At 73.5% G+C, this 19,704-nt stretch carries 15 protein-coding genes; 8 read left to right on the forward strand and 7 right to left on the reverse strand.

Annotation, left to right across the window (positions count from 1 at the left end; translation table 11 throughout):
* Positions 1-108: 108 nt before the first annotated feature.
* The 8 genes from OG245_RS28305 (at position 109) to OG245_RS28340 (ending at position 11,533) form a co-directional block, all read left to right on the forward strand.
* The gene (locus OG245_RS28305) at positions 109-387 is read left to right on the forward strand and encodes a YlxR family protein (protein ID WP_215107251.1); all 279 of its coding nucleotides are present in this window, start codon (positions 109-111) and stop codon (positions 385-387) included.
* A 149-nt stretch (positions 388-536) separates the two neighbouring features.
* Positions 537-3,671 carry a translation initiation factor IF-2 gene (gene infB, locus OG245_RS28310; protein WP_371626217.1) on the forward strand — a complete coding sequence of 1,045 codons (3,135 nt, stop codon included), beginning with the start codon at positions 537-539 and terminating at the stop codon, positions 3,669-3,671.
* A gap of 199 nt (positions 3,672-3,870) precedes the next feature.
* Positions 3,871-4,164, forward strand: coding sequence for a DUF503 domain-containing protein (locus OG245_RS28315; RefSeq protein ID WP_030085244.1), 294 nt, complete (start codon positions 3,871-3,873; stop codon positions 4,162-4,164).
* A gap of 36 nt (positions 4,165-4,200) precedes the next feature.
* Positions 4,201-4,695 carry a 30S ribosome-binding factor RbfA gene (rbfA, locus tag OG245_RS28320; RefSeq protein ID WP_371626218.1) on the forward strand — a complete coding sequence of 165 codons (495 nt, stop codon included), beginning with the start codon at positions 4,201-4,203 and terminating at the stop codon, positions 4,693-4,695.
* The gene (truB, locus tag OG245_RS28325; protein ID WP_371626219.1) at positions 4,692-5,591 is read left to right on the forward strand and encodes a tRNA pseudouridine(55) synthase TruB; all 900 of its coding nucleotides are present in this window, start codon (positions 4,692-4,694) and stop codon (positions 5,589-5,591) included. The genes rbfA and truB overlap by 4 nt, the downstream gene beginning before the upstream one ends.
* 210 nt (positions 5,592-5,801) lie before the next feature.
* On the forward strand, positions 5,802-9,356 hold the full coding sequence (locus tag OG245_RS28330) for a trypsin-like peptidase domain-containing protein (RefSeq protein ID WP_371626220.1): 3,555 nt from the start codon (positions 5,802-5,804) through the stop codon (positions 9,354-9,356).
* A 43-nt stretch (positions 9,357-9,399) separates the two neighbouring features.
* Complete coding sequence (locus OG245_RS28335; RefSeq protein ID WP_371626221.1) at positions 9,400-10,356, forward strand: bifunctional riboflavin kinase/FAD synthetase; 957 nt, start codon at positions 9,400-9,402, stop codon at positions 10,354-10,356.
* A gap of 49 nt (positions 10,357-10,405) precedes the next feature.
* Complete coding sequence (locus tag OG245_RS28340; protein WP_371626222.1) at positions 10,406-11,533, forward strand: XdhC family protein; 1,128 nt, start codon at positions 10,406-10,408, stop codon at positions 11,531-11,533.
* Here OG245_RS28340 and OG245_RS28345 read toward each other — a convergent pair whose 3' ends face one another.
* From OG245_RS28345 to OG245_RS28375, 7 genes are all read right to left on the reverse strand, one after another.
* Positions 11,534-12,877 carry an MFS transporter gene (locus OG245_RS28345; protein WP_371626223.1) on the reverse strand — a complete coding sequence of 448 codons (1,344 nt, stop codon included), beginning with the start codon at positions 12,875-12,877 and terminating at the stop codon, positions 11,534-11,536.
* Positions 12,874-13,521, reverse strand: a complete 648-nt coding sequence (locus OG245_RS28350) for an ArsR/SmtB family transcription factor (RefSeq protein WP_371626224.1) — start codon at positions 13,519-13,521, stop codon at positions 12,874-12,876. Before OG245_RS28350 ends, OG245_RS28345 begins: the two co-directional genes overlap by 4 nt.
* A 111-nt stretch (positions 13,522-13,632) precedes the next feature.
* Positions 13,633-14,676 carry an oligopeptide/dipeptide ABC transporter ATP-binding protein gene (locus tag OG245_RS28355; protein WP_371626225.1) on the reverse strand — a complete coding sequence of 348 codons (1,044 nt, stop codon included), beginning with the start codon at positions 14,674-14,676 and terminating at the stop codon, positions 13,633-13,635.
* Positions 14,673-15,740, reverse strand: coding sequence for an ABC transporter ATP-binding protein (locus tag OG245_RS28360; protein WP_371626226.1), 1,068 nt, complete (start codon positions 15,738-15,740; stop codon positions 14,673-14,675). The genes OG245_RS28355 and OG245_RS28360 overlap by 4 nt, the downstream gene beginning before the upstream one ends.
* Complete coding sequence (locus OG245_RS28365) at positions 15,737-16,714, reverse strand: ABC transporter permease (RefSeq protein WP_371626227.1); 978 nt, start codon at positions 16,712-16,714, stop codon at positions 15,737-15,739. Before OG245_RS28365 ends, OG245_RS28360 begins: the two co-directional genes overlap by 4 nt.
* Positions 16,711-17,802 carry an ABC transporter permease gene (locus OG245_RS28370; protein WP_371626228.1) on the reverse strand — a complete coding sequence of 364 codons (1,092 nt, stop codon included), beginning with the start codon at positions 17,800-17,802 and terminating at the stop codon, positions 16,711-16,713. The genes OG245_RS28365 and OG245_RS28370 overlap by 4 nt, the downstream gene beginning before the upstream one ends.
* 3 nt (positions 17,803-17,805) lie before the next feature.
* Positions 17,806-19,683 (reverse strand): ABC transporter substrate-binding protein, encoded by a 1,878-nt coding sequence (locus OG245_RS28375; RefSeq protein WP_371626229.1) that lies wholly within the window; start codon positions 19,681-19,683, stop codon positions 17,806-17,808.
* Positions 19,684-19,704 lie beyond the last annotated feature (21 nt).

Below are 19,704 nucleotides of genomic sequence, written 5' to 3' on the forward strand. Positions count from 1 at the left end.
AGGGGCTCCAGGGAATAGATCTGAGCGGTACGCCGCTGAGATCACGACAACATCCGTTCGATTTCTGCCCCAAAGCGGCGAGGTCGGTACGGGGAGGTAGACTTAAACGTGTCTGGCCGGACGCAAGCTCGCGCTTGCCCCGAACGAACCTGTGTGGGATGCCGGGAGCGAGCGGCCAAGAGCGAGCTGCTGCGCATCGTGGTGGACGAGGGCGCCTGCGCCCCTGATCCACGCGGTACGCTGCCCGGCCGGGGTGCTTACGTGCACCCCGTCTCCGTCTGCCTCGACCTGGCGGTCCGCCGCCGGGCGTTCCCCCGGGCCTTCAAGGCCAAGGGGCCGTTCGACACCGCGGCACTGACGCGGTTCGTCGAGCGGGTTGCACCGTAGGAAAATTGAACGGCACGGGTCCCCGTGCGGTCAGGTACCTCGCGAGTTGGAAGTAGGTCGAGATTGCGATGAGCACTCGATGAGTACGCGATGAGTACGCCCATGAAGTAGCGACGGTCCGGCGGTAACCCGGACCTAAAAGGAGCGAAGTGGCTAAGGTCCGGGTATACGAACTCGCCAAGGAGTTCGGCGTCGAGAGCAAGGTCGTCATGGCCAAGCTCCAAGAACTCGGTGAATTCGTCCGTTCGGCGTCCTCGACGATCGAGGCGCCGGTTGTACGTAAGTTGACCGACGCACTGCAGGGGCCCGGCGGCAACGCCGGCAAGTCCGCTGCCAAGCCCGGTGCGCCCCGCAAGGCGGCGCCCGTGAAGCCCGCAGCGCCCTCCCCGGCCGCTGCGGCACGTCCCGGGGCCCCGAAGCCCGGCGCACCGGCTCCCAAGCCGGCCGCCGAGGCCGAGACCCCCAGCAGCACCCCGGCGGCGCCGTCCGCGCCGTCCGCGGGCCCCCGTCCGGGCCCGAAGCCCGCGCCGAAGGCGGCCCCGGTGACCCCGGTCCCGGCCGCCGAGTTCTCGGCTCCGGCTCCGGCCCAGCCGGCTGCCCCGCAGCAGCCCCAGGCCCCGCGTCCCGCGGGTGCCACCCCGGGTCCCCGTCCCGCCCGTCCGGCTCCGGCCGGCGGTCAGCGCGACGGCGGCCGTGACGGTGGCCAGCGCGACGGCGGCCGTGGTGGCGAGCGTGGCGGCGACCGCCCCGCACGTCCCGCGGGCCAGGGCGCCCCGCGCCCCGGCGGCGCCCGTCCGGCCGGTCCCCGTCCGGGCAACAACCCCTTCACCTCCGGCGGTTCCACCGGCATGGCGCGCCCCGGGGCGCCCCGTCCCGGCGGTGCCCCGCGCCCCGGTGGCGGCTCGGAGCGCCCCGGCGCCCCGCGTCCCCAGGGCAGTGGCCCCGGCGGCGCCCCGCGCCCGCAGGGCGGTCAGGGTCAGGGCGGCGCCCGTCCCACTCCGGGCGGCATGCCCCGCCCGCAGTCCCCGCGTCCCGGCGGCGGTCCCGCCGGTAACCGTCCGAACCCGGGCATGATGCCGCAGCGTCCCGCCGCGGGTCCGCGTCCCGGCGGTGGCCCCGGCGGTGGCCGTGGTCCCGGCGGCGGTGGCGGTCGTCCCGGCGGTGCCGGTGGCGGCGGTCGTCCCGGTGGCGGCGGCGGCTTCGCGGGTCGTCCCGGTGGCGGCGGTGGCGGCGGCTTCGCCGGTCGTCCGGCCGGTCCCGGTGGCGGCGGCGGTGCCGGTCGTCCCGGTGGCGGCGGCGGCTTCGGCGGTCGTCCCGGCTTCGGTGGCCGTCCCGGCGGCCCCGGTGGCCGCGGTGGCACACAGGGTGCGTTCGGCCGTCCCGGCGGTCCGGCGCGTCGTGGCCGCAAGTCGAAGCGGCAGAGGCGCCAGGAGTACGAGGCCATGCAGGCCCCGTCGGTCGGCGGCGTCATGCTGCCTCGCGGCAACGGACAGGCCGTCCGGCTGTCGCGCGGCGCCTCGCTCACCGACTTCGCGGAGAAGATCAACGCCAACCCGGCGTCGCTCGTCGCCGTGATGATGAACCTCGGCGAGATGGTCACCGCCACGCAGTCCGTTTCCGACGAGACGCTCCGGCTTCTCGCCGAGGAGATGAACTACGTCCTGGAGATCGTCAGCCCCGAGGAGGAGGACCGCGAGCTGCTCGAGTCCTTCGACATCGAGTTCGGCGAGGACGAGGGCGGCGAAGAGGCTCTGGTCTCGCGTCCGCCGGTCGTGACCGTCATGGGTCACGTCGACCACGGTAAGACCCGACTGCTGGACGCGATCCGCAAGACGAACGTCGTCGCGGGCGAGGCCGGCGGGATCACGCAGCACATCGGTGCGTACCAGGTCTCCTCCGAGGTCAACGGCGAGGACCGCAAGATCACCTTCATCGACACCCCGGGTCACGAGGCGTTCACCGCCATGCGTGCCCGTGGTGCGAAGTCGACCGACATCGCGATCCTCGTGGTGGCGGCCAACGACGGTGTGATGCCCCAGACGATCGAGGCGCTGAACCACGCCAAGGCGGCCGAGGTGCCGATCGTGGTCGCGGTCAACAAGATCGACGTCGAGGGCGCCGACCCGACCAAGGTGCGCGGTCAGCTCACCGAGTTCGGTCTGGTGGCCGAGGAGTACGGCGGCGACACCATGTTCGTCGACATCTCCGCCAAGCAGGGCCTCAACATCGAGGCGCTCCTGGAGGCCGTCGTCCTCACCGCCGACGCCTCGCTCGACCTGCGGGCCAACCCGGAGCAGGACGCGCAGGGTATTGCGATCGAGTCCCACCTCGACCGCGGTCGCGGTGCCGTCTCGACCGTCCTGGTCCAGCGCGGAACGCTGCGCATCGGCGACACGGTGGTCGTGGGCGACGCCTACGGCCGCGTGCGCGCCATGCTCGACGACAACGGTCAGAACGTCCAGGAAGCGGGTCCCTCGACCCCCGTCCTGGTGCTCGGTCTCACCAACGTCCCGGGCGCCGGCGACAACCTCCTGGTGGTCGACGAGGACCGTACGGCCCGTCAGATCGCCGAGAAGCGTGCCGCCCGTGAGCGCAACGCCAACTTCGCCCGCAAGGGCGTCCGGTTCTCCCTGGAGAACCTGGACGAGGCGCTCAAGGCCGGTCTGGTCCAGGAGCTCAACCTCATCATCAAGGGCGACGCGTCCGGTTCGGTGGAGGCTCTCGAGTCCTCGCTGCTCCAGCTCGACGTCGGCGAAGAGGTCGACATCCGGATCCTGCACCGCGGTGTGGGTGCGGTCACCGAGTCGGACATCAACCTGGCGACCGGCTCCGACGCCATCGTGATCGGCTTCAACGTGCGCGCCGCTGGGCGTGCCGAGCAGATGGCCGAGCGCGAGGGCGTGGACGTCCGGTACTACTCGGTCATCTACCAGGCGATCGAGGAGATCGAAGCGGCCCTCAAGGGTCTGCTCAAGCCGGAGTACGAAGAGGTCGAGCTCGGCACGGCGGAGATCCGCGAGATCTTCCGCTCGTCCAAGCTGGGCAACATCGCCGGTGTGCTGGTCCGCTCCGGCGAGGTCAAGCGCAACACCAAGGCGCGCCTGCTGCGCGATGGCAAGGTCATCGCGGAGAGCCTCAACATCTCCGGTCTGCGCCGCTTCAAGGACGACGTCACCGAGATCCGCGAAGGCTTCGAGGGCGGTATCAACCTCGGAAACTTCAACGACATCAAGATCGACGACGTCATCGCGACGTACGAGATGCGCGAGAAGCCGCGAGGCTGATCACCTCCCGGGTCCGCGAGGATCCGCAGGGATGCGGAAGGGGTCCGGGAGTTCGCTCCCGGCCCCCCTCCACCGAGGTCGGGGCCGGTCGACGGGTCGTATTTCCGTCGATCGGCCCCGGCCGTTCCGGTACGGTTCTGATGTCCCCGGCAAGCTCTGGCGGGGCACGAACCCGAACCGGCGGGACATCCGGACACACATGTATGTGGGGACCCTGTCCTTCGATCTGCTCCTCGGCGACGTACGGTCGTTGAAGGAGAAGCGTTCCGTCGTCCGCCCGATCGTCGCCGAGCTCCAGCGCAAGTACGCGGTGAGCGTGGCCGAGACCGGCGGACAGAATCTCCACCGCAGGGCCGAGATCGGCCTTGCCGTGGTCTCCGGTGACACCGGACACCTCACGGACGTGCTGGACCGCTGCGAACGGCTGGTCGCGGGACGCCCCGAGGTGGAGCTGCTGTCGGTGAGACGGCGGCTGCACAGTGACGAAGACTGACAGTCGAGCGAAATCAGAAGGAAGAGTGACGGACCGGTGACCGACAACGCGCGGGCCCGCAAGCTGGCCGATCGCATCCAGGTCGTGGTCGCGGAGACCCTGGACCGGCGAATCAAGGATCCGCGGCTGGGATTCGTGACGATCACGGACGCCCGGGTCACCGGAGACCTGCGGGAGGCCACGGTCTTCTACACGGTCTACGGCGACGACGAGGAGCGCGCGGCCTCCGCCGCGGCGCTGGAGAGCGCCAAGGGCGTCCTCCGCACCGAGGTCGGCCGGCAGACCGGGGTCAGGTTCACGCCGAGCCTGGCCTTCGTCCCGGACGCCCTCCCGGACAACGCCCGCACCATCGAGGACCTCCTCGACAAGGCGCGGGCCAAGGACGCGGAGGTGCGCCAGGTGTCCACGGGCGCGAGCTATGCCGGCGACGCCGACCCGTACCGCAAGCCCGAGGACGAGGACGACGAGACCGGGACCGGGACCGGGACCGACGGATCCTCCGGGAAGAACGAGGGCCCGGCCTCCGCATGACCGAGCAGACCACCACGCCGGACGGCCTTGTCATCGTCGACAAGCCGTCCGGCTTCACTTCGCACGACGTCGTCGCCAAGATGCGCGGCATCGCCCGCACCCGGCGGGTCGGCCACGCCGGCACGCTGGACCCGATGGCGACCGGCGTCCTCGTGCTCGGCGTCCAGCGGGCCACCAAGCTGCTGGGCCACCTCGCCCTGACCGAGAAGGAGTACCTCGGCACGATCCGGCTCGGCCAGGACACCGTCACCGACGACGCCGAGGGCGAGATCACCTCGTCCACCGACGCCTCCGCGGTGACCCGCGAGTCCATCGACGCCGGGGTGGCCGCGCTGACCGGCCGGATCATGCAGGTCCCGTCCAAGGTCAGCGCCATCAAGATCGACGGCAAGCGGTCCTACGCGCGGGTGCGCGGCGGCGAGGAGTTCGAGATCCCGGCCCGCCCGGTGACCATCTCCTCCTTCCGCGTCTACGACGTCCGCGAGGCCGTCGCCGAGGACGGCACCCCCGTCCTCGACCTGGTCGTCTCGGTCGTCTGCTCCTCGGGGACCTACATCCGGGCCATCGCCCGCGACCTCGGCGCCGGGCTCGGCGTCGGCGGCCACCTCACCGCGCTGCGCCGCACCCGGGTCGGCCCGTACGGACTGGACGCGGCCCGGACGCTCGACCAGCACCAGGAGAAGCTGACCGTGATGCCGGTCGCCGAGGCGGCCGCCTCCGCGTTCTCCCGCTGGGACGTGGACGAGAAGCGCGCCAAGCTGCTCCTCAACGGCGTACGGCTGGACATGCCGGCCCATCCGCCGGGGCCGGTCGCGGTCTTCGGGCCCGACGGCGCGTTCCTCGTGCTCGTCGAGGAGGAGAAGGGCAAGGCCAGGAGCCTCGCCGTCTTCGCCTGAGCCGGAGCCACACCCCGCCCTCCGTGGAGCGGGCACCCATGCCCCACCCGGTGCCCGCTCCACGTTCCCCTCCCCGGCACCATCCCTGCTCCCCGAGGGACACGCTTATTCACCCCATCGGACGGGCGCTCGGAGTGAATACCGGGGGCGTGGGGGGCGCTTTCACCCTTCGTGCGCTCCACGCGATCACGGGCGGCCTACCGTCGCACCATGGGCAGTGGGGACCGGTCGAAGCTGGTAAGAATCTGTGATCGGGCCGGCCGGCCGCGAGGGACGGGATTCGTCGCGGACGACCGCGGCACGGTCGTCACCGCCCACCAGGCCGTGACCTCCCCGGGGCCGCTCCTCCTCCACGGCACCGACGGACGCACCCGCGCCGTCGCCCCCGACGACATCACCGCGTTGCCCGCCCTCGGCCTCGCCCTCCTGCGCACCGGCGGCCCCGACGCACTCGACGCGGAGCCCCTGCCCATCGCCGGACGCGACCGCGCCGAGCCCGGCCGCTACGTGGACATCGCCGCCCACGGACGGCGCGAGGCCCGGGTGCTCGGGACCACCCCCGCCGTCTACACGGCACCGGACGGCATCGGCCACCCGGTCCCCGCCGCCCTGGAGCTGGCCCTCGGCACCGACGGCCGCGACGCCCTGCGCTCCGGGGGCGCGGCCATCGGCGGGCCCGTCACCGACCCGGCCACCGGCGCGGTCGTCGGGGTCCTCTGCACCGCCCTCACGGCCCCGCACGAGGCGGCCGGCCTCGCGCTCCCGATCACCCGGGGCGCGGACGACACGCTGGACGCCCTGCTGCGCCGCAACGCCACCGCCGCCCCCGCCTACGGTCCCGATCTCAACCTCGCCGGCGCCCTCCAGCTCACGGCCACCTCCGTGGGGTCGGCGGACGGCCCGAAGGCCCGCACCGCCCCCGTCGAGCGCTCCGACGTCCACGCCGAGTTCGCCGCCTTCGCCGCCGGTACGGCCCTGGTCCTCGGCCTCGTCGGAGCACCCGGCACCGGCCGTACCACCGAGCTGGCCGCCCTCGCCGCCCGCCGCGCGGACGGTGGCACGCCCGCACCCACCCTCTGGCTGCGCGGCGCGGACCTGCTGGCCGAGGACACCTCGATCGCGGATGCCGCGGGCCGCACGCTCATCCGCGCGGCCCGGATCGTCACCGCCGCCGGCGCCCGCGGCGACATGAGCACGGCCACCCCGGACCGCGTCGCCCGGCTCGCCGCCGACGCCGGACAGCCGCTCCTGGTGGTCCTCGACGGCCCCGAGGAGATGCCGCCGCTGCTGGCCCACCGGCTCGCCGCCTGGACGGCGGGTACGGCCGCCTGGCTGCGCGAGCGGGGCGTCCGGCTCGTCGTGGCCTGCCGTCCCGAGCACTGGGAGACCGCGGGCCTCCTCCACCCGCCGGGCGTCCTGCACCGCCCGGACCGCCCCGCCCGCCGGCTGCCGCCCGCCCTGCGCCTCGGCGACCTCACACCCGAGCAGGCCGAGCGGGCCAAGGAGGCCTACGCCATCCCGTCCGCCGCCCTCGCCCCCGGCCACGACCGGCACCCGCTCACCCTGCGGCTCCTCGCCGAGGTCCGCGCCGCACTGCCGCCCGGGGTGCCGGGCCGCCCCGACACGGAGGACGTCTTCGGCGCCCACCTCGACCTGCTGTGCGTGCGCGTCGCGGTCCGGATCGCGGCCGCCGCCGCCGACGAACAGCCCCGCGGCGCCGCCGTGCGCCGGCTCGCCGCGCGGGTGGCGGGCCAGGTCCACGAGGCGGCCCGCCGCTGCCTGGGCCCGGGCCAGGGCGAGCTGGACCGGGTGGCGTTCGAGCAGGTCTTCCCCTGGCGGACCGGCTGGGCCTCCGCCGTCCTCACCGAGGGCCTCCTCGTCCCCGCCGGGGCGGGCTACCGCTTCGCCCACGAGGAGCTCGGCGACTGGGTGCAGGGCGCCCACCTCGACCTGGACGCGGCCCTGCGGTCCCTGGTGCACCGCTGGCACCGGGGGAGCGGCGGCCCGGACCGGGTGCCGCACCCCCGCACCACCGGCGAGCCCCGCAGCCTGCCCGTGCCCCGGCACCGCATCGGACCGGTGATCCAGGCGATGGTGCTCCTCGGCCGCCGCCAGGGCACCGCCGCGCTCGCGCACCGGATGGCCGACCTGATCGAGGCGCTGGACCGGCTGTGGACCGACGCGGGCCCGCGCGACGAGGACGCCGCCTGGTGGGCGGCCCACCTGCTGAACGGCAGCCTGCTGCGAGTGCCCGACGCCCGCCCGTATCTCGGCGTCCTGCGGGTCCTCGCCGGACGCATCACCCGCCGCTCCGCCGCCCCCGCAGGGCCCGGCGGCGCCGGGGCGTACGGGGAGTTCGGGCCCTGGTTCTGGCGGCGGCTGCGGCTGCCCGAGGAGGACCGGATCGATCTGCTCCGCCGCCTCGTGCCCGCCGACGGGCTGCCCCGCACCGACGGCGACGAACGCTATCTGGACGCGGTCGCCCGCCGCCTCGCCCGCGACGCCCCGGCCGTGCAGCCGCTGCTGTGCCGCTGGTTCACCGACGAACGCCCGCTGCTCGTGGGCCCCGGGGCCCCGGACGTCCCACTGCGCCCCACGGTCGCCGCCGCCGCACAGGCCCTGCTGTACGCCCGCCGCGACCTCGCCCCCGACGGCCTGGCCGACGCGCTGATCGCCACCCCGCACCAGCGCGCCGGGGAGCTGCTGCTCGCCCTCGCCGAGGACGAGCCCACCGCGCTCTGCCGGGCCGTGGAGCGCTGGGCCCGCGACGAGGACCGCCCGGCCCGCCGCTCCGCCGCCGCCCGCTACGCCGGACTCCTCCAGCAGCGGGTCACGGCCGAGGGCGACCTGGCCCTGCTGCGCTCCGCCGCGCTCGTACTGCTGGACCGGCCCGAGGACGCCGCCCTGCACGCCGCCGCCCTCACCCTCCTCGTCCGCGACCCGGTGGCCAGGAGGAGCCATCTCCCGGGGGCGCTGCGCGCGTTCGCCGCCGGAGACCCGCGGCTGCCCGTCGAGCTGCTCGCCGAGGTGTTCCCCGCTCACCAGGAGGCGGTCCTCGCCGCCCTCAGCGCCCGCCTCGCCCGACCCGGGGACGGTGGGGGAGCGGTGCTGCGGGCCCTGGCCGGGCTCGACACGCCCGCGCTCGCGCTGCACGTCGCCGGACTCGTACGGGAGTACATCGACGCCCATCCCGAGGACGGCACGCACGCCGCCGAGTACGTCGACCTCCGCCTGGAGCACGGTCCGGCCGCCCGGGCGCTCCTGCTGCCCCTGGTGACCGGGCTGCTGCGGGACCGCCCCGCACCGCCGCCGGTCCGCGCCGCGCTCGCCCGGGTCCTCGCCGGGGCCGGGAGCGCCGCGTCCCGGCCGCTGCGGTCGGAGCTGCTGGAGGTGCTGCTGGAGTTCGAGCAGGTCACCGGCCGGGACCCGGATGTGCTGGAGGCCCTGCTGCGGGCCGCGGCCGAGGGTGCCGGGCACCGCCCGGAGATCCGTACGCGCGCACTCGTCCACCGCACCGGGATGCTGCTGGTCCGCACCCCCGAGGGCGCCGCCCGTTTCGACCGGGGCCTGGTCCGGCTCGCCCGCGAGGTGCCCGGATTCGCCGCACTCGTCACCCGCTGGCTGGCCGACGCCCCCCAGGAATGGGCGGCGGTCGTGGGCCCGAGCGCCCGGCGCACGGTCGAGGCGTTGGAGACATCACCTCCGCCGATGCCGATGCCGATGCAGGCGGCGGGACGTGAGCATGGCAGTCTTAGACCTGCGTAATCGACATACACACGTACACAGGTTCGGGCGAGGAGCGGTCACAGTGCAGCGCTGGCGTGGCTTGGAGGACATCCCCCAGGACTGGGGACGCAGCGTCGTCACCATCGGCTCCTACGACGGCGTGCACCGCGGACACCAGCTGATCATCGGCCGGGCCGTCGAGCGCGCCCGTGAGCTGGGCGTCCCGTCCGTCGTCGTCACCTTCGACCCGCACCCCAGCGAGGTCGTCCGCCCCGGCAGCCACCCGCCGCTGCTCGCCCCGCACCACCGCCGCGCCGAGCTGATGGACCGGCTGGGCGTGGACGCCCTGCTGATCCTGCCGTTCACCGCCGAGTTCTCCAAGCTGTCGCCCGCCGACTTCATCGCGAAGGTCCTCGTCGACCGGCTGCACGCCAGGACCGTCATCGAGGGCCCCAACTTCCGCTTCGGCCACAAGGCCGCGGGGAACGTCGCGCTCCTGACCGAGCTGGGCGCCGCCTACGACTACACCGTCGAGGTCATCGACCTGTACGTCACCGGCGAGGCGGGCGGCGGACAGCCGTTCTCCTCCACGCTCACCCGGCGGCTGATCGCCGAGGGGGACGTCTCCGGCGCCGCCGAGATCCTCGGCCGCCCGCACCGGGTCGAGGGCATCGTGGTGCGCGGCGCGCAGCGCGGCCGGGAGCTGGGCTTCCCGACGGCCAACCTGGAGACCCTGCCGCACACCGCGATCCCCGCCGACGGCGTCTACGCCGGCTGGCTGGAGGTGGCCGGCGAGTCGATGCCCGCCGCGATCTCGGTCGGCACGAACCCGCAGTTCGACGGCGTCGAGCGGACCGTCGAGGCGTACGCCATCGACCGCGTCGACCTCGACCTGTACGGGCTGCACGTGGCCGTCGACTTCCTCGCGTACATCCGCGGCATGCTGAAGTTCGACTCGATCGACGACCTCCTGGTCGCCATGGCCGCCGATGTGAAGCGCTCCAGCGAGCTGACCGCCGCGTACGACGGCTCCCACTGACGTACCTCCGGGGCTCGCGCTCCGCCCGGCGACGGCGGATGCTGACAGGGTGCGCGACATCCTGCCCGACCTCCGTGCCCGGTGCGCCGACGGCATCCCCTTCGCCCTGGCGACCGTCGTCGCCGTGCACGGCAGCGCGCCCCGCGACCCGGGCGCCGTGCTGGCCGTCGACGCGGCGGGGACGGTGCTCGGCAGCGTCTCCGGAGGCTGTGTCGAGGGCGATGTGTACGAGGTCGCCCGCGAGGTGCTCGCCGGGGCCGCGCCGCGCGTGGTGTCGTACGGGATCAGCGACGACGAGGCGTTCGGCGTAGGCCTGACCTGCGGCGGCACCATCGAGGTCCTGGTGCGCGCCTGTGCGACCGCCGCCGAACGCGAGGAACTCGCGGCCGTGCTGGACCTGATCGCCGCCGGTCTGCCGGTCGCCGAGGCCACGGTCCTGTCCGGCGCGGCGGAGACCGGGGCCCGCCTGGTCGTCCGGCCCGCCGACAGCCCCGGCAGCCGAGGCACTCTCGGTTCCGAAGGGCTGGACGCCGCCGTCACCGACGACGCCCGGGGGCTGCTGGCCCAGGGACACACCGCGATCCAGTGGTACGGGGCGCGGGGCCAGCGCCGGATGCAGGAGGTCGCCGTCTTCGTCCGGACGTACGCCCCGCCGCCCCGGATGCTCGTCTTCGGCGCGATCGACCACGCGGCGGCCACCGCCCGGATCGGCTCGTTCCTCGGCTACCGGGTCACCGTCTGCGACGCCCGACCCGCCTTCGCCACCCGGGAGCGCTTCCCCACGGCGGACGAGGTCGTCCGCGCCTGGCCGCACACCTACCTGGAGTCCACCGCGGTCGACGCCCGCACCGTGATCTGCGTGCTCACCCACGACCCCAGGTTCGATGTGCCCCTGCTCGCCGCGGCCCTGCGCACGCCCGCCGCGTACATCGGGGTGATGGGCAGCCGACGCACCCACCGCGACCGGCTGGCCCGGCTGCGCGCGGCCGGGGTGGACGAGGCGCACCTCGCGCGCCTCGCCTCACCCGTGGGCCTCGACCTCGGAGCCCGTACGCCGGAGGAGACGGCGGTGTCCATCGCGGCCGAGATCATCCAGCACCGCTGGGGCGGCACGGGACGCCCGCTCGGCGAACTGACGGGGGCGATCCACCACGGCGGGCCGGCCGCCCGGGGGTAGTCAGGGCACCGTCGCCCCGCCTCGTTCGGCGCCCTTCTCCGCCCGCGGCGGCAGGACGCCGTCGCCCTCGCGCGGACGGTGGTCCATCGCGCGCCATTCCGGCCGCAGCCCCGTCAGATTCGTGGTCAGGAAATACGCGGCCCCGCAGGCGAGGAGCACCGGAGTCAGTCCGACCGCGGACACCGCCGCCCCGGCGAGCAGCCCACCGAGCGGGATCCCGGACCAGGACAGGGAGTCACCGAGCGCGTTGACCCGGCCCAGCAGCCGGCGCGGCACCCGTTCCACGAGGACGGCCCCCAGCACGGGGTTGATGAACCCGGCCCCGAACCCGCTGACGGCGAAGACGGCCAGGACCGCGCCCAAGGGGGCGTCGGCGGCGAGGACCAGGAATCGCGGCGCCCCGGCCAGCAGGAATCCGCCGAGGACCACCACCCTGCGGCGGAGCCGGTGCGCGGCCATCGCGGCGATGAGACTCCCGCCCACCGCGGCCGCCCCCATCACACTGCCGATCAGGCCGATCGCCGCCGGGCCGTTTCCGGATTCCCCCGCCCAGACGGGCACCAGCAGGGTGGTCATCGCCGCGTCCAGCAGGTTGGTGATCCCGACCATGACGATCACGGCGAGCAGCAGCGGCTCGTGCCGGAGGAAGGTGAGGCCCTCGCCGAACCGGCGCCAGTAGCCCGCCTCCTCTCCGCCGGCCGGTGCCGAGGGGTCCACGACCGGACGCCCCGTACCGCGAGGCAGCGCGACGGCGACGATCACCGAACCGAGGGCGAAGCAGACCGCGTTGACGACCAGGCCCGCCATGGGGCCGAGCAGCGCCACCAGGGCGCCGCCCGCCGCCGGACCGATCGTGGAGGCGAGCCGCTCGATCACGCCGGACAGGCCGGTGGCCCGTACCAGGGGCGTACCGCAGCGCTCGGCGGCCTCCGGGACCATCACCTCCTTGGCCAGGTCGCCGGGGCCGCGTGCCGCGCCGATCACCGCGACCAGGCCCAGCAGGACGGGGAAGGACAGCAGGTCCAGGCTGTGGAGGAGCGGGATCGTCGCCGCGGCGGCCGCGCTCGCCAGGTCGGTGGTCCAGGAGACGGCCCGCGGTCCGATCCGGTCCACCAGGGGGCCGGCGAACGCCTTGACCACCACGTAGGGCGCCATCTCGCAGAAGGCGACCAGACCGGTCAGGGTGGCGCTGCCCGTGGTGACGAGCACGAACCAGGGCAGGGCCACCAGCGAGATCCGCGTGCCGGTCACGGAGACGGCGATGGCCGCCAGCACCCCGGCCAGCGGCCGTAAGGACCGCTTCGCGGATGCTCCGCCGGCGCCGCCGGGGGCGTCCGCCGTCATCGCGCTTCCGCTCCCGGTGCGGGGGCGTCCGGTTCGGGCAGGATGTGGGTGATGACGCCGACCCGCTCGGCGCCCTCGGGGGCGTTCGCCGCTGTCCCGGGGGTGTCCCGCCGGTAGCGCGCGACGACCTCGGCCAGCTCTTCGTAGAGCGCGGCGGTCTCCTCGGGCGTGAGCCTTAGGGCCCAGTCGCTCATGTCGAAGGCGTTCCGCCAGGGGCGGTCCATCGTCCGCAGCCCGTTCAGGGTCTGCTGGGTGCGCAGGGTGTGGAGGGCGGCGACGGACCGCTGGTAGGCGAGTGCGGCCTCGGGCTCCCGCTCGGTCAGCTCCGGATCGCTGAACCAGATCGTCCGGTGCACCGAACGCCACCAGCGCTCGCGTGCGTTGCCCCGCTCCGTGTCCTCCTCGACGAAGCCGGCCGCGCCGAGCTGACGCAGGTGGTAGCTGGCCGTCCCGGAGTTCACCCCCAGCCGCTCCGCGAGGCGGGTGGCTGTGGACGGGCCGTGCTTGCCCAGCAGCCCGACCAGCCGCACGCGTACCGGATGCGCCAGAGCACGCAGCCCCTTGGCGTCCAGGACGACCGATCCCTCTCCGGCGTCCGGGGCGGCCGGGGCGGCCGGCCGGTCCGCTGTGTCATCTGTTGTCATGCGGCACAGCCTAGACCGCAAAGAGTTCTTCGCGAAGACTTGTTCGCGAAGAACTCTTTGCGGTCTGGGTCTCGTGTCGCCCGCTACGGGACCCGCCGTGCGGCACCGGCCTCAGGCGGGACCGCGCCGGTCCTCCTCCCCGCCGCACGCCGCCGCCCAGTGGCACGCCACCCCGGTGTCCCCGCCGCCGCTCAGCACCGGCAGATCCACCGTGCGGCACGCCCGCGCCACTCCCGCCCGCTCCGCCTCGCCCGAGGCCAGGACCTGGCAACGGACGTGGAACCGGCAGCCGCCGGGCACCTTCGAGGGGTCCGGCGGCTCCCCGGCCAGCACGACCGGCTCGCCCTCCGCCTCCGGGAGCACGGACAACAGGGCCCGGGTGTACGGGTGTCGAGGGGCCGTGAGCAGCTGCTCGACCGGGCCCGTCTCGACGATCCGTCCCAGATACATCACCGCCACCCGGTCCGCGATGTTCCAGGCGAGCCCCAGATCGTGCGTGACCACCAGGGCCGAGAGACCCAGCTCGTCCCGCAGGCGCAGCAGCAGCGCCAGGATCTCGCCCCGCACCGACGCGTCCAGCGACGCCACCGGCTCGTCGGCCACGATCAGCTCCGGCTCCAGCACCAGGGCACCGGCGATCACCACGCGCTGACGCTGACCGCCCGACAGCTCGTGCGGGAAGCGCAGGAAGAACCGCTCCGGCGGCCGGAGCCCGGCCCGGGAGAGGGCCTCCGAGACGGCCGCCCGCTCGTCGCCCGCGTACCCGTGGATGCGCAGTCCCTCGGCCACCGCGTCGTACACCGTGTGCCGGGGGTTGAGCGAGCCGCTCGGGTCCTGGAGGACCAGCTGCACGCGCTTGCGGTACGCCTTCAGCGCCCGGCCCGTGTAGTCGAGCGGTGCGCCGCCGAAGGTGACCCGGCCCGAGGTGGGCGCGACCAGGCCGAGCAGGGACCGGGCCAGCGTCGTCTTGCCGCAGCCGGACTCGCCCACCAGCGCGACGATCTCGCCGGGCCGGATGTCGAGGTCGACGCCGTCGACCGCGCGGGCGGTGGCGGCCCCGCGCCGGCCGGGAAAGGCGACCTTCAGCGTCTCGGCGCTGAGCAGGGGAGCGGTGGCGACGGGCGGCGCGGCGCCGGTCGGAGGGGTGGTGCTCATGTCGTGCTCCTCGCGTCGTCGGCGGCGGGCGCGTCCACCAGGACGCAGGCGGCCCGGCGTTCGGCCCCCGCGTCCCGCAGCTCCTGGTCCTCGGTGGCGCAGGAGTCGAGCGCCACCGGGCAGCGCGGATGGAAGGTGCAGCCGCCCGGCAGCGCCGAGGGGTCCGGCGGGTCCCCCGGCAGACCGCGCGGGGCGTGCCGGGAGGAGAGGTCCCCGATCCTCGGGAACGCGGCGGAGAGCGCCTTGCCGTACGGGTGGCGGGCGTCCGTGTACACCTGCCGGGCGGGGCCCTCCTCGACGACCCGGCCCGCGTACATCACCGAGAGCCGGTCACAGGTGTCGGCGAGCACCGCGAGGTCGTGGCTGATCATGATCAGCCCGACGCCCTGGTCCGCGACGAGCGCCTCGATCAGCCGCAGGATCTGCGCCTGGATCATCACATCGAGGGCGGTGGTCGGCTCGTCCGCGACGATCAGCCGCGGATCGCAGGCCAGCGCCATGGCGATCATCACGCGCTGCCGCTGACCGCCCGACAGCTCGTGCGGATAGGCCTGGGCCCGGGCGGCGGGCAGCCCCACCTGCTCCAGCAGCTCACCGGCCCGCCTGCGGGCGGCGGCGGGGGTGGCCCTGCTGTGGAGGAGGATCGGCTCGGCGATCTGGTCCCCGACCCGGTGCACGGCGTTCAGCGAGTGCATCGCGCCCTGGAAGACGATCGACGCGCCCGCCCAGCGGACCGCCCGCAGCCGCCCCCACTTCATGGTCAGGACGTCCTCGCCGTCGAGCAGGATCTCGCCGGTCGGCGTGGCCGTCGCGGGCAGCAGCCGCAGCAGCGCGAGGGCCAGCGTCGACTTGCCGCAGCCGGACTCCCCCGCGATGCCGAGCTTCTGCCCGGCCTCGACCCGCAGATCGACCCCCCGTACGGCGGGGACGGCGTCGGCCCCGCGCCCGTAGGTGACGGTCAGGTTCCGCACCTCCAGGAGCGGCGGATCGCCGACCGGCTTCGACGGGCCGGGGGAGCCGGACGGGTCCGGGTTCGGCGTGGTGGTCGTGGTCGTGGCGGTCAACGGGACACCCCCAGCTTGGGGTTGAGCACGGACTCGATGGCGCGGCCGCACAGCGTGAAGGCGAGGGCGACCACGGCGATGGCGAGTCCGGGCGGAGCGAGGTACCACCAGTTGCCGGAGCTGACCGCGCCGGCCTCGCGGGCGTCCTGGAGCAGACCGCCCCAGGAGACGATCGTGGGATCGCTGAGCCCGAGGAAGGCGAGGGTCGCCTCGGTGAGGATGGCGGTGGAGATCACGAGCGTGGTCTGGGCCAGCACCAGCGGCATCACATTGGGCAGCACATGACGCGACATGATGTGCCGGTGTCCGCCGCCGAGCGCCCGGGAGCGTTCGATGTACGGGCGGGACTCGACCGACAGCGTCTGGGCGCGGACCAGGCGGGCGGTCGTCGGCCAGGTCGTCACGCCGATCGCCAGGATCGTCGTCCACACCGACCGGGACAGGACCGTGGCCAGGGCGATGGCCAGCACCAGGGTCGGCATCACCAGGAACCAGTCGGTGACCCGCATGACGACCGTGGCGTACCAGCCCTTGAAGTGGCCCGCGGTGATCCCGATGAGGGTGCCGATCGCCACGGACAGGAAGGCGGCGAGCAGGCCGACCGTCAGCGAGACCCGGGTGCCCCAGAGCATCAGCGCCAGCAGGCTGCGGCCGAACTGGTCCGTCCCGAGCGGGAATTCACGGCTCGGCGCCTCCATCGGGCCGCCCGGGGCATTGGTCACGCTCTGCGAGTCGGCCCCGACCAGCAGCGGGGCGGTCAGCGCGAGCAGGGCGATCACCGCCAGCACGGCGAGTCCGACGAGACCGGCGCGGTGCGTGCGGTACTGCCGCCAGAAGCGGGCCACCGCCTGCCGCCGCCGGGCCCGGGTCAGGGCGCGCGGGCTCTGCGCCGGGACCGCCTTCCCCGGCTGCCCGGAGGGCTTCCGCGCGTCCGGCCCGCGCGGCTCGGAGGGCTTCTCCATCGACGTCGTCATCGGCCCACCCGGGGATCGAGCAGCGGATAGATCACATCGGCCAGCGTGTTCATCAGGATCACCGCGGCGGCGAACACGAAGAACAGCGCCTGCACCAACGGCAGGTCGGGCACGCTCAGCGCCTGGTAGAAGAGGCCGCCGAGCCCCGGCCAGGAGAACACCGTCTCCACCAGGATCGCCCCGGCGACCGTCGTGCCGAGGTTCACGAAGAGCAGCGTCACGGTCGGCAGCATCGCGTTCGGCACGGCGTGCTTCCGGCGCACGAGGTCGTCGCGCAGCCCCTTGGCGCGGGCGGTCGTCAGATAGTCGCTGCCCATCTCGTCCAGCAGCGAGGAACGCATCACCAGCAGGGTGCGCGCGTACTCCACGGCGACGAGCGTGATGACGGGCAGCACCATGTGGTGGGCGATGTCCAGCACCCGGTCGAAGCCCTCGGTGCTGCCGGACTCCATACCGCCGGTCGGGAAGAGCCCGGGGATCGGGCCGATGCCCACCGACAGGGTGATGATGAGGAGCAGACCGAGCCAGAACGAGGGCACCGAGTACAGCGTCAGCGCGAACGCGGTGTTGGCACGGTCCCCGGCACTTCCGTTGCGCCACGCGGAGCGCGCGCCCAGCCAGATGCCGAGCAGTGTGTAGATCACGAAGGCGGTGCCGGTCAGCAGGAGGGTGGCGGGCAGCGCCTCGGCGATCTTGTCGACGACCGGCGCGCGGAACTGGTACGACGTACCGAAGTCGCCGGTCAGCGCCTTGCCGCAGTACCGGGTGAACTGCTCCCACAGCGGCAGGTCGAGGCCGAACTCTCGGCGCATCGCCGCGATCTGCTCGGTCGACACCTGACGGCCGCCGGTCATCTGCTTGACCGGGTCGCCGGGGATCAGCCGGAAGAGGAAGAAGCTGGTGACGAGGACGGCGAAGAGGGAGACGGCCGCCCCGGCGAGCTTGCCCGCCGCGTAGCGGGCGTAGGCGGCGGTGGAGCGGGAGCGCGGGGAGCGGGCCGACGGCCCGGCCGGAGCCGGGCCGCCGGATTCGGTGCTCTCCACGCCCGCCGCGCCCTTCAGCAGGGCGGGAGTGCTTTCTGAGCTCATGGACTATTCACGGTCTTCCGCGGTGGAGCGGCGACGCATGGCGAACAGGAGTCCGCCACCGGCGAGGACGACGACGGCGATCCCGACCCCGATGAGCACCCCGGTGGAGCTGCCACCGGAGTCGGAGGAACCGGACGAGGAGGCCCCGGCGGCCGGGACCGCCGACCACCAGCTCCAGTAGCCGTCCTGGCCGTAGATGTTGCCCGCGGCCGACGGCATGGTGGTGATGGACGCGATGTGGTCGGTGCGGTAGGCCTCGACGGCATTCGGGTACGCCATGACGTTCATGTACCCGGTGTCGTACAGCCGCGACTCCAGTTGCTTGACCAGATCCGCCCGCTTGGCGGGGTCGTACTCCGCCAGTTGCTTCTTGTAGAGCTCGTCGTACCGCTTGTCGCAGATGAAGTTGTCGGTCGAGGCCGTCTCCTTCGCCTTCGTCGGCAGCGCGTCGCAGGTGTGGATCGACAGGACGAAGTCGGGGTCGGGGTTGACGGACCAGCCGTCGAAGGCGAGGTCGTACTCACCGGCGTACCAGGGGTCGGAAACGTTGTCGAGGCAGTCGACCTTCAGCCCGATGCCCTGCTCGCCCCACCACTCCTGGAGGTACTTGCCGATCGCCTTGTCGTTGGGGTCGGTGGCGTGGCAGAGGATACGGAAGTCGAGCGCCCTGCCGTCCTTGCCGACGCGCTTGCCCGCGCCGTTCTTCCTGTACCCGGCCTCGTCCAGCAGGGCCGCGGCCTTCGCCGGGTCGTAGGCCAGCTTCTGATCGGCCGACGGCTTCCAGAAGTACTCGCCGAAGCGCGGCGGGATGTAGCCCTCGCCCTCGACGGCGTGGCCCTGGAAGACCTTGTCGATGATGGTCTTGCGGTCGACCGCCATGAACAGCGCGTGCCGCACCTTCTGGTCCAGCAGCGCCGGGTGCCCGTCGCCGAACTTCTGTCCGTCCTTGGTGCGGGCGCCGGGGTTGACGGCGAGCGCGAAGAAGCGGCGGCCCGGGGCGTCGTTCACCTTGATGTCCGGGGCGCTCTCCAGCGAGGCGGACTGGGCCGGGGTCAGGCTGGGGCTGCCCGCGACGAAGGACACCTCGCCCTTGCGCAGGGCGGCCACGGCCGCGTCCTGGTCCTTGTAGTAGCGGAAGACCAGTTCGTCGAACTTGGGGGAGCCGCGCCAGAAGTCCTTGTTGGCCTTCAGCTTCACATAGCTGTCGACCTTGTAGTCCGTCACGATGAACGGACCGTTCCCCACGATGGGGAACTCCTTGTCGTTGTTGAACTTCGAGAAGTCGCCGACCTTCTCCCAGAGGTGCTTCGGCACGATCGGCACGTCGAGCGCGGCCATCGTGGCCTGCGGCTCCTTCAACGTGATGACCAGCTTGTCCTTGCTGGGCGCGGTCACCTTCTCGAAGTTGCCCACGAAGCTGCCGTTGGAGGTCGAGGCGGCCTCGTCCGTCATCATCTTGTTGAACGTCCAGGCCGCGTCCTCGGCGGTGGCCTGCTGCCCGTCGGACCACTTCGAGTCCGAGCGGATCGTGTACGTCCACGTCAGCTTGTCCGCGGAGGGCTCCCACGCGGTGGCGAGGCCCGGGACCGCCTTGTTGTCCTTGGGGTCGTAGTTGGTGAGGAAGTCATACATCAGCCGCATGACGCTCGTGCTGAGCAGCCGCTGCGCCAGGAACGGGCTGAGCGAGTCGACGCTCTGTGCGACGGCGACCGTGAGCGTCGTCTTCCCGTCGTCCGCGCGCGCCTCGGAGGGGGCGGGCGCGAGCGGGTTTCCGGGTACGACGGATCCGGCGGTGAGCGCCAGGGCGGCCACACCGGAGGCCAGCAGGAGGCGCAGGCGTCGGCGTGGCCGGGTGGAGTGGTGGGGAACTCTAGTGACCATGGACGGGGACCTCGCGTCATC

The organism is Streptomyces sp. NBC_01116, from assembly GCF_041435495.1.
Taxonomy (GTDB): domain Bacteria; phylum Actinomycetota; class Actinomycetes; order Streptomycetales; family Streptomycetaceae; genus Streptomyces.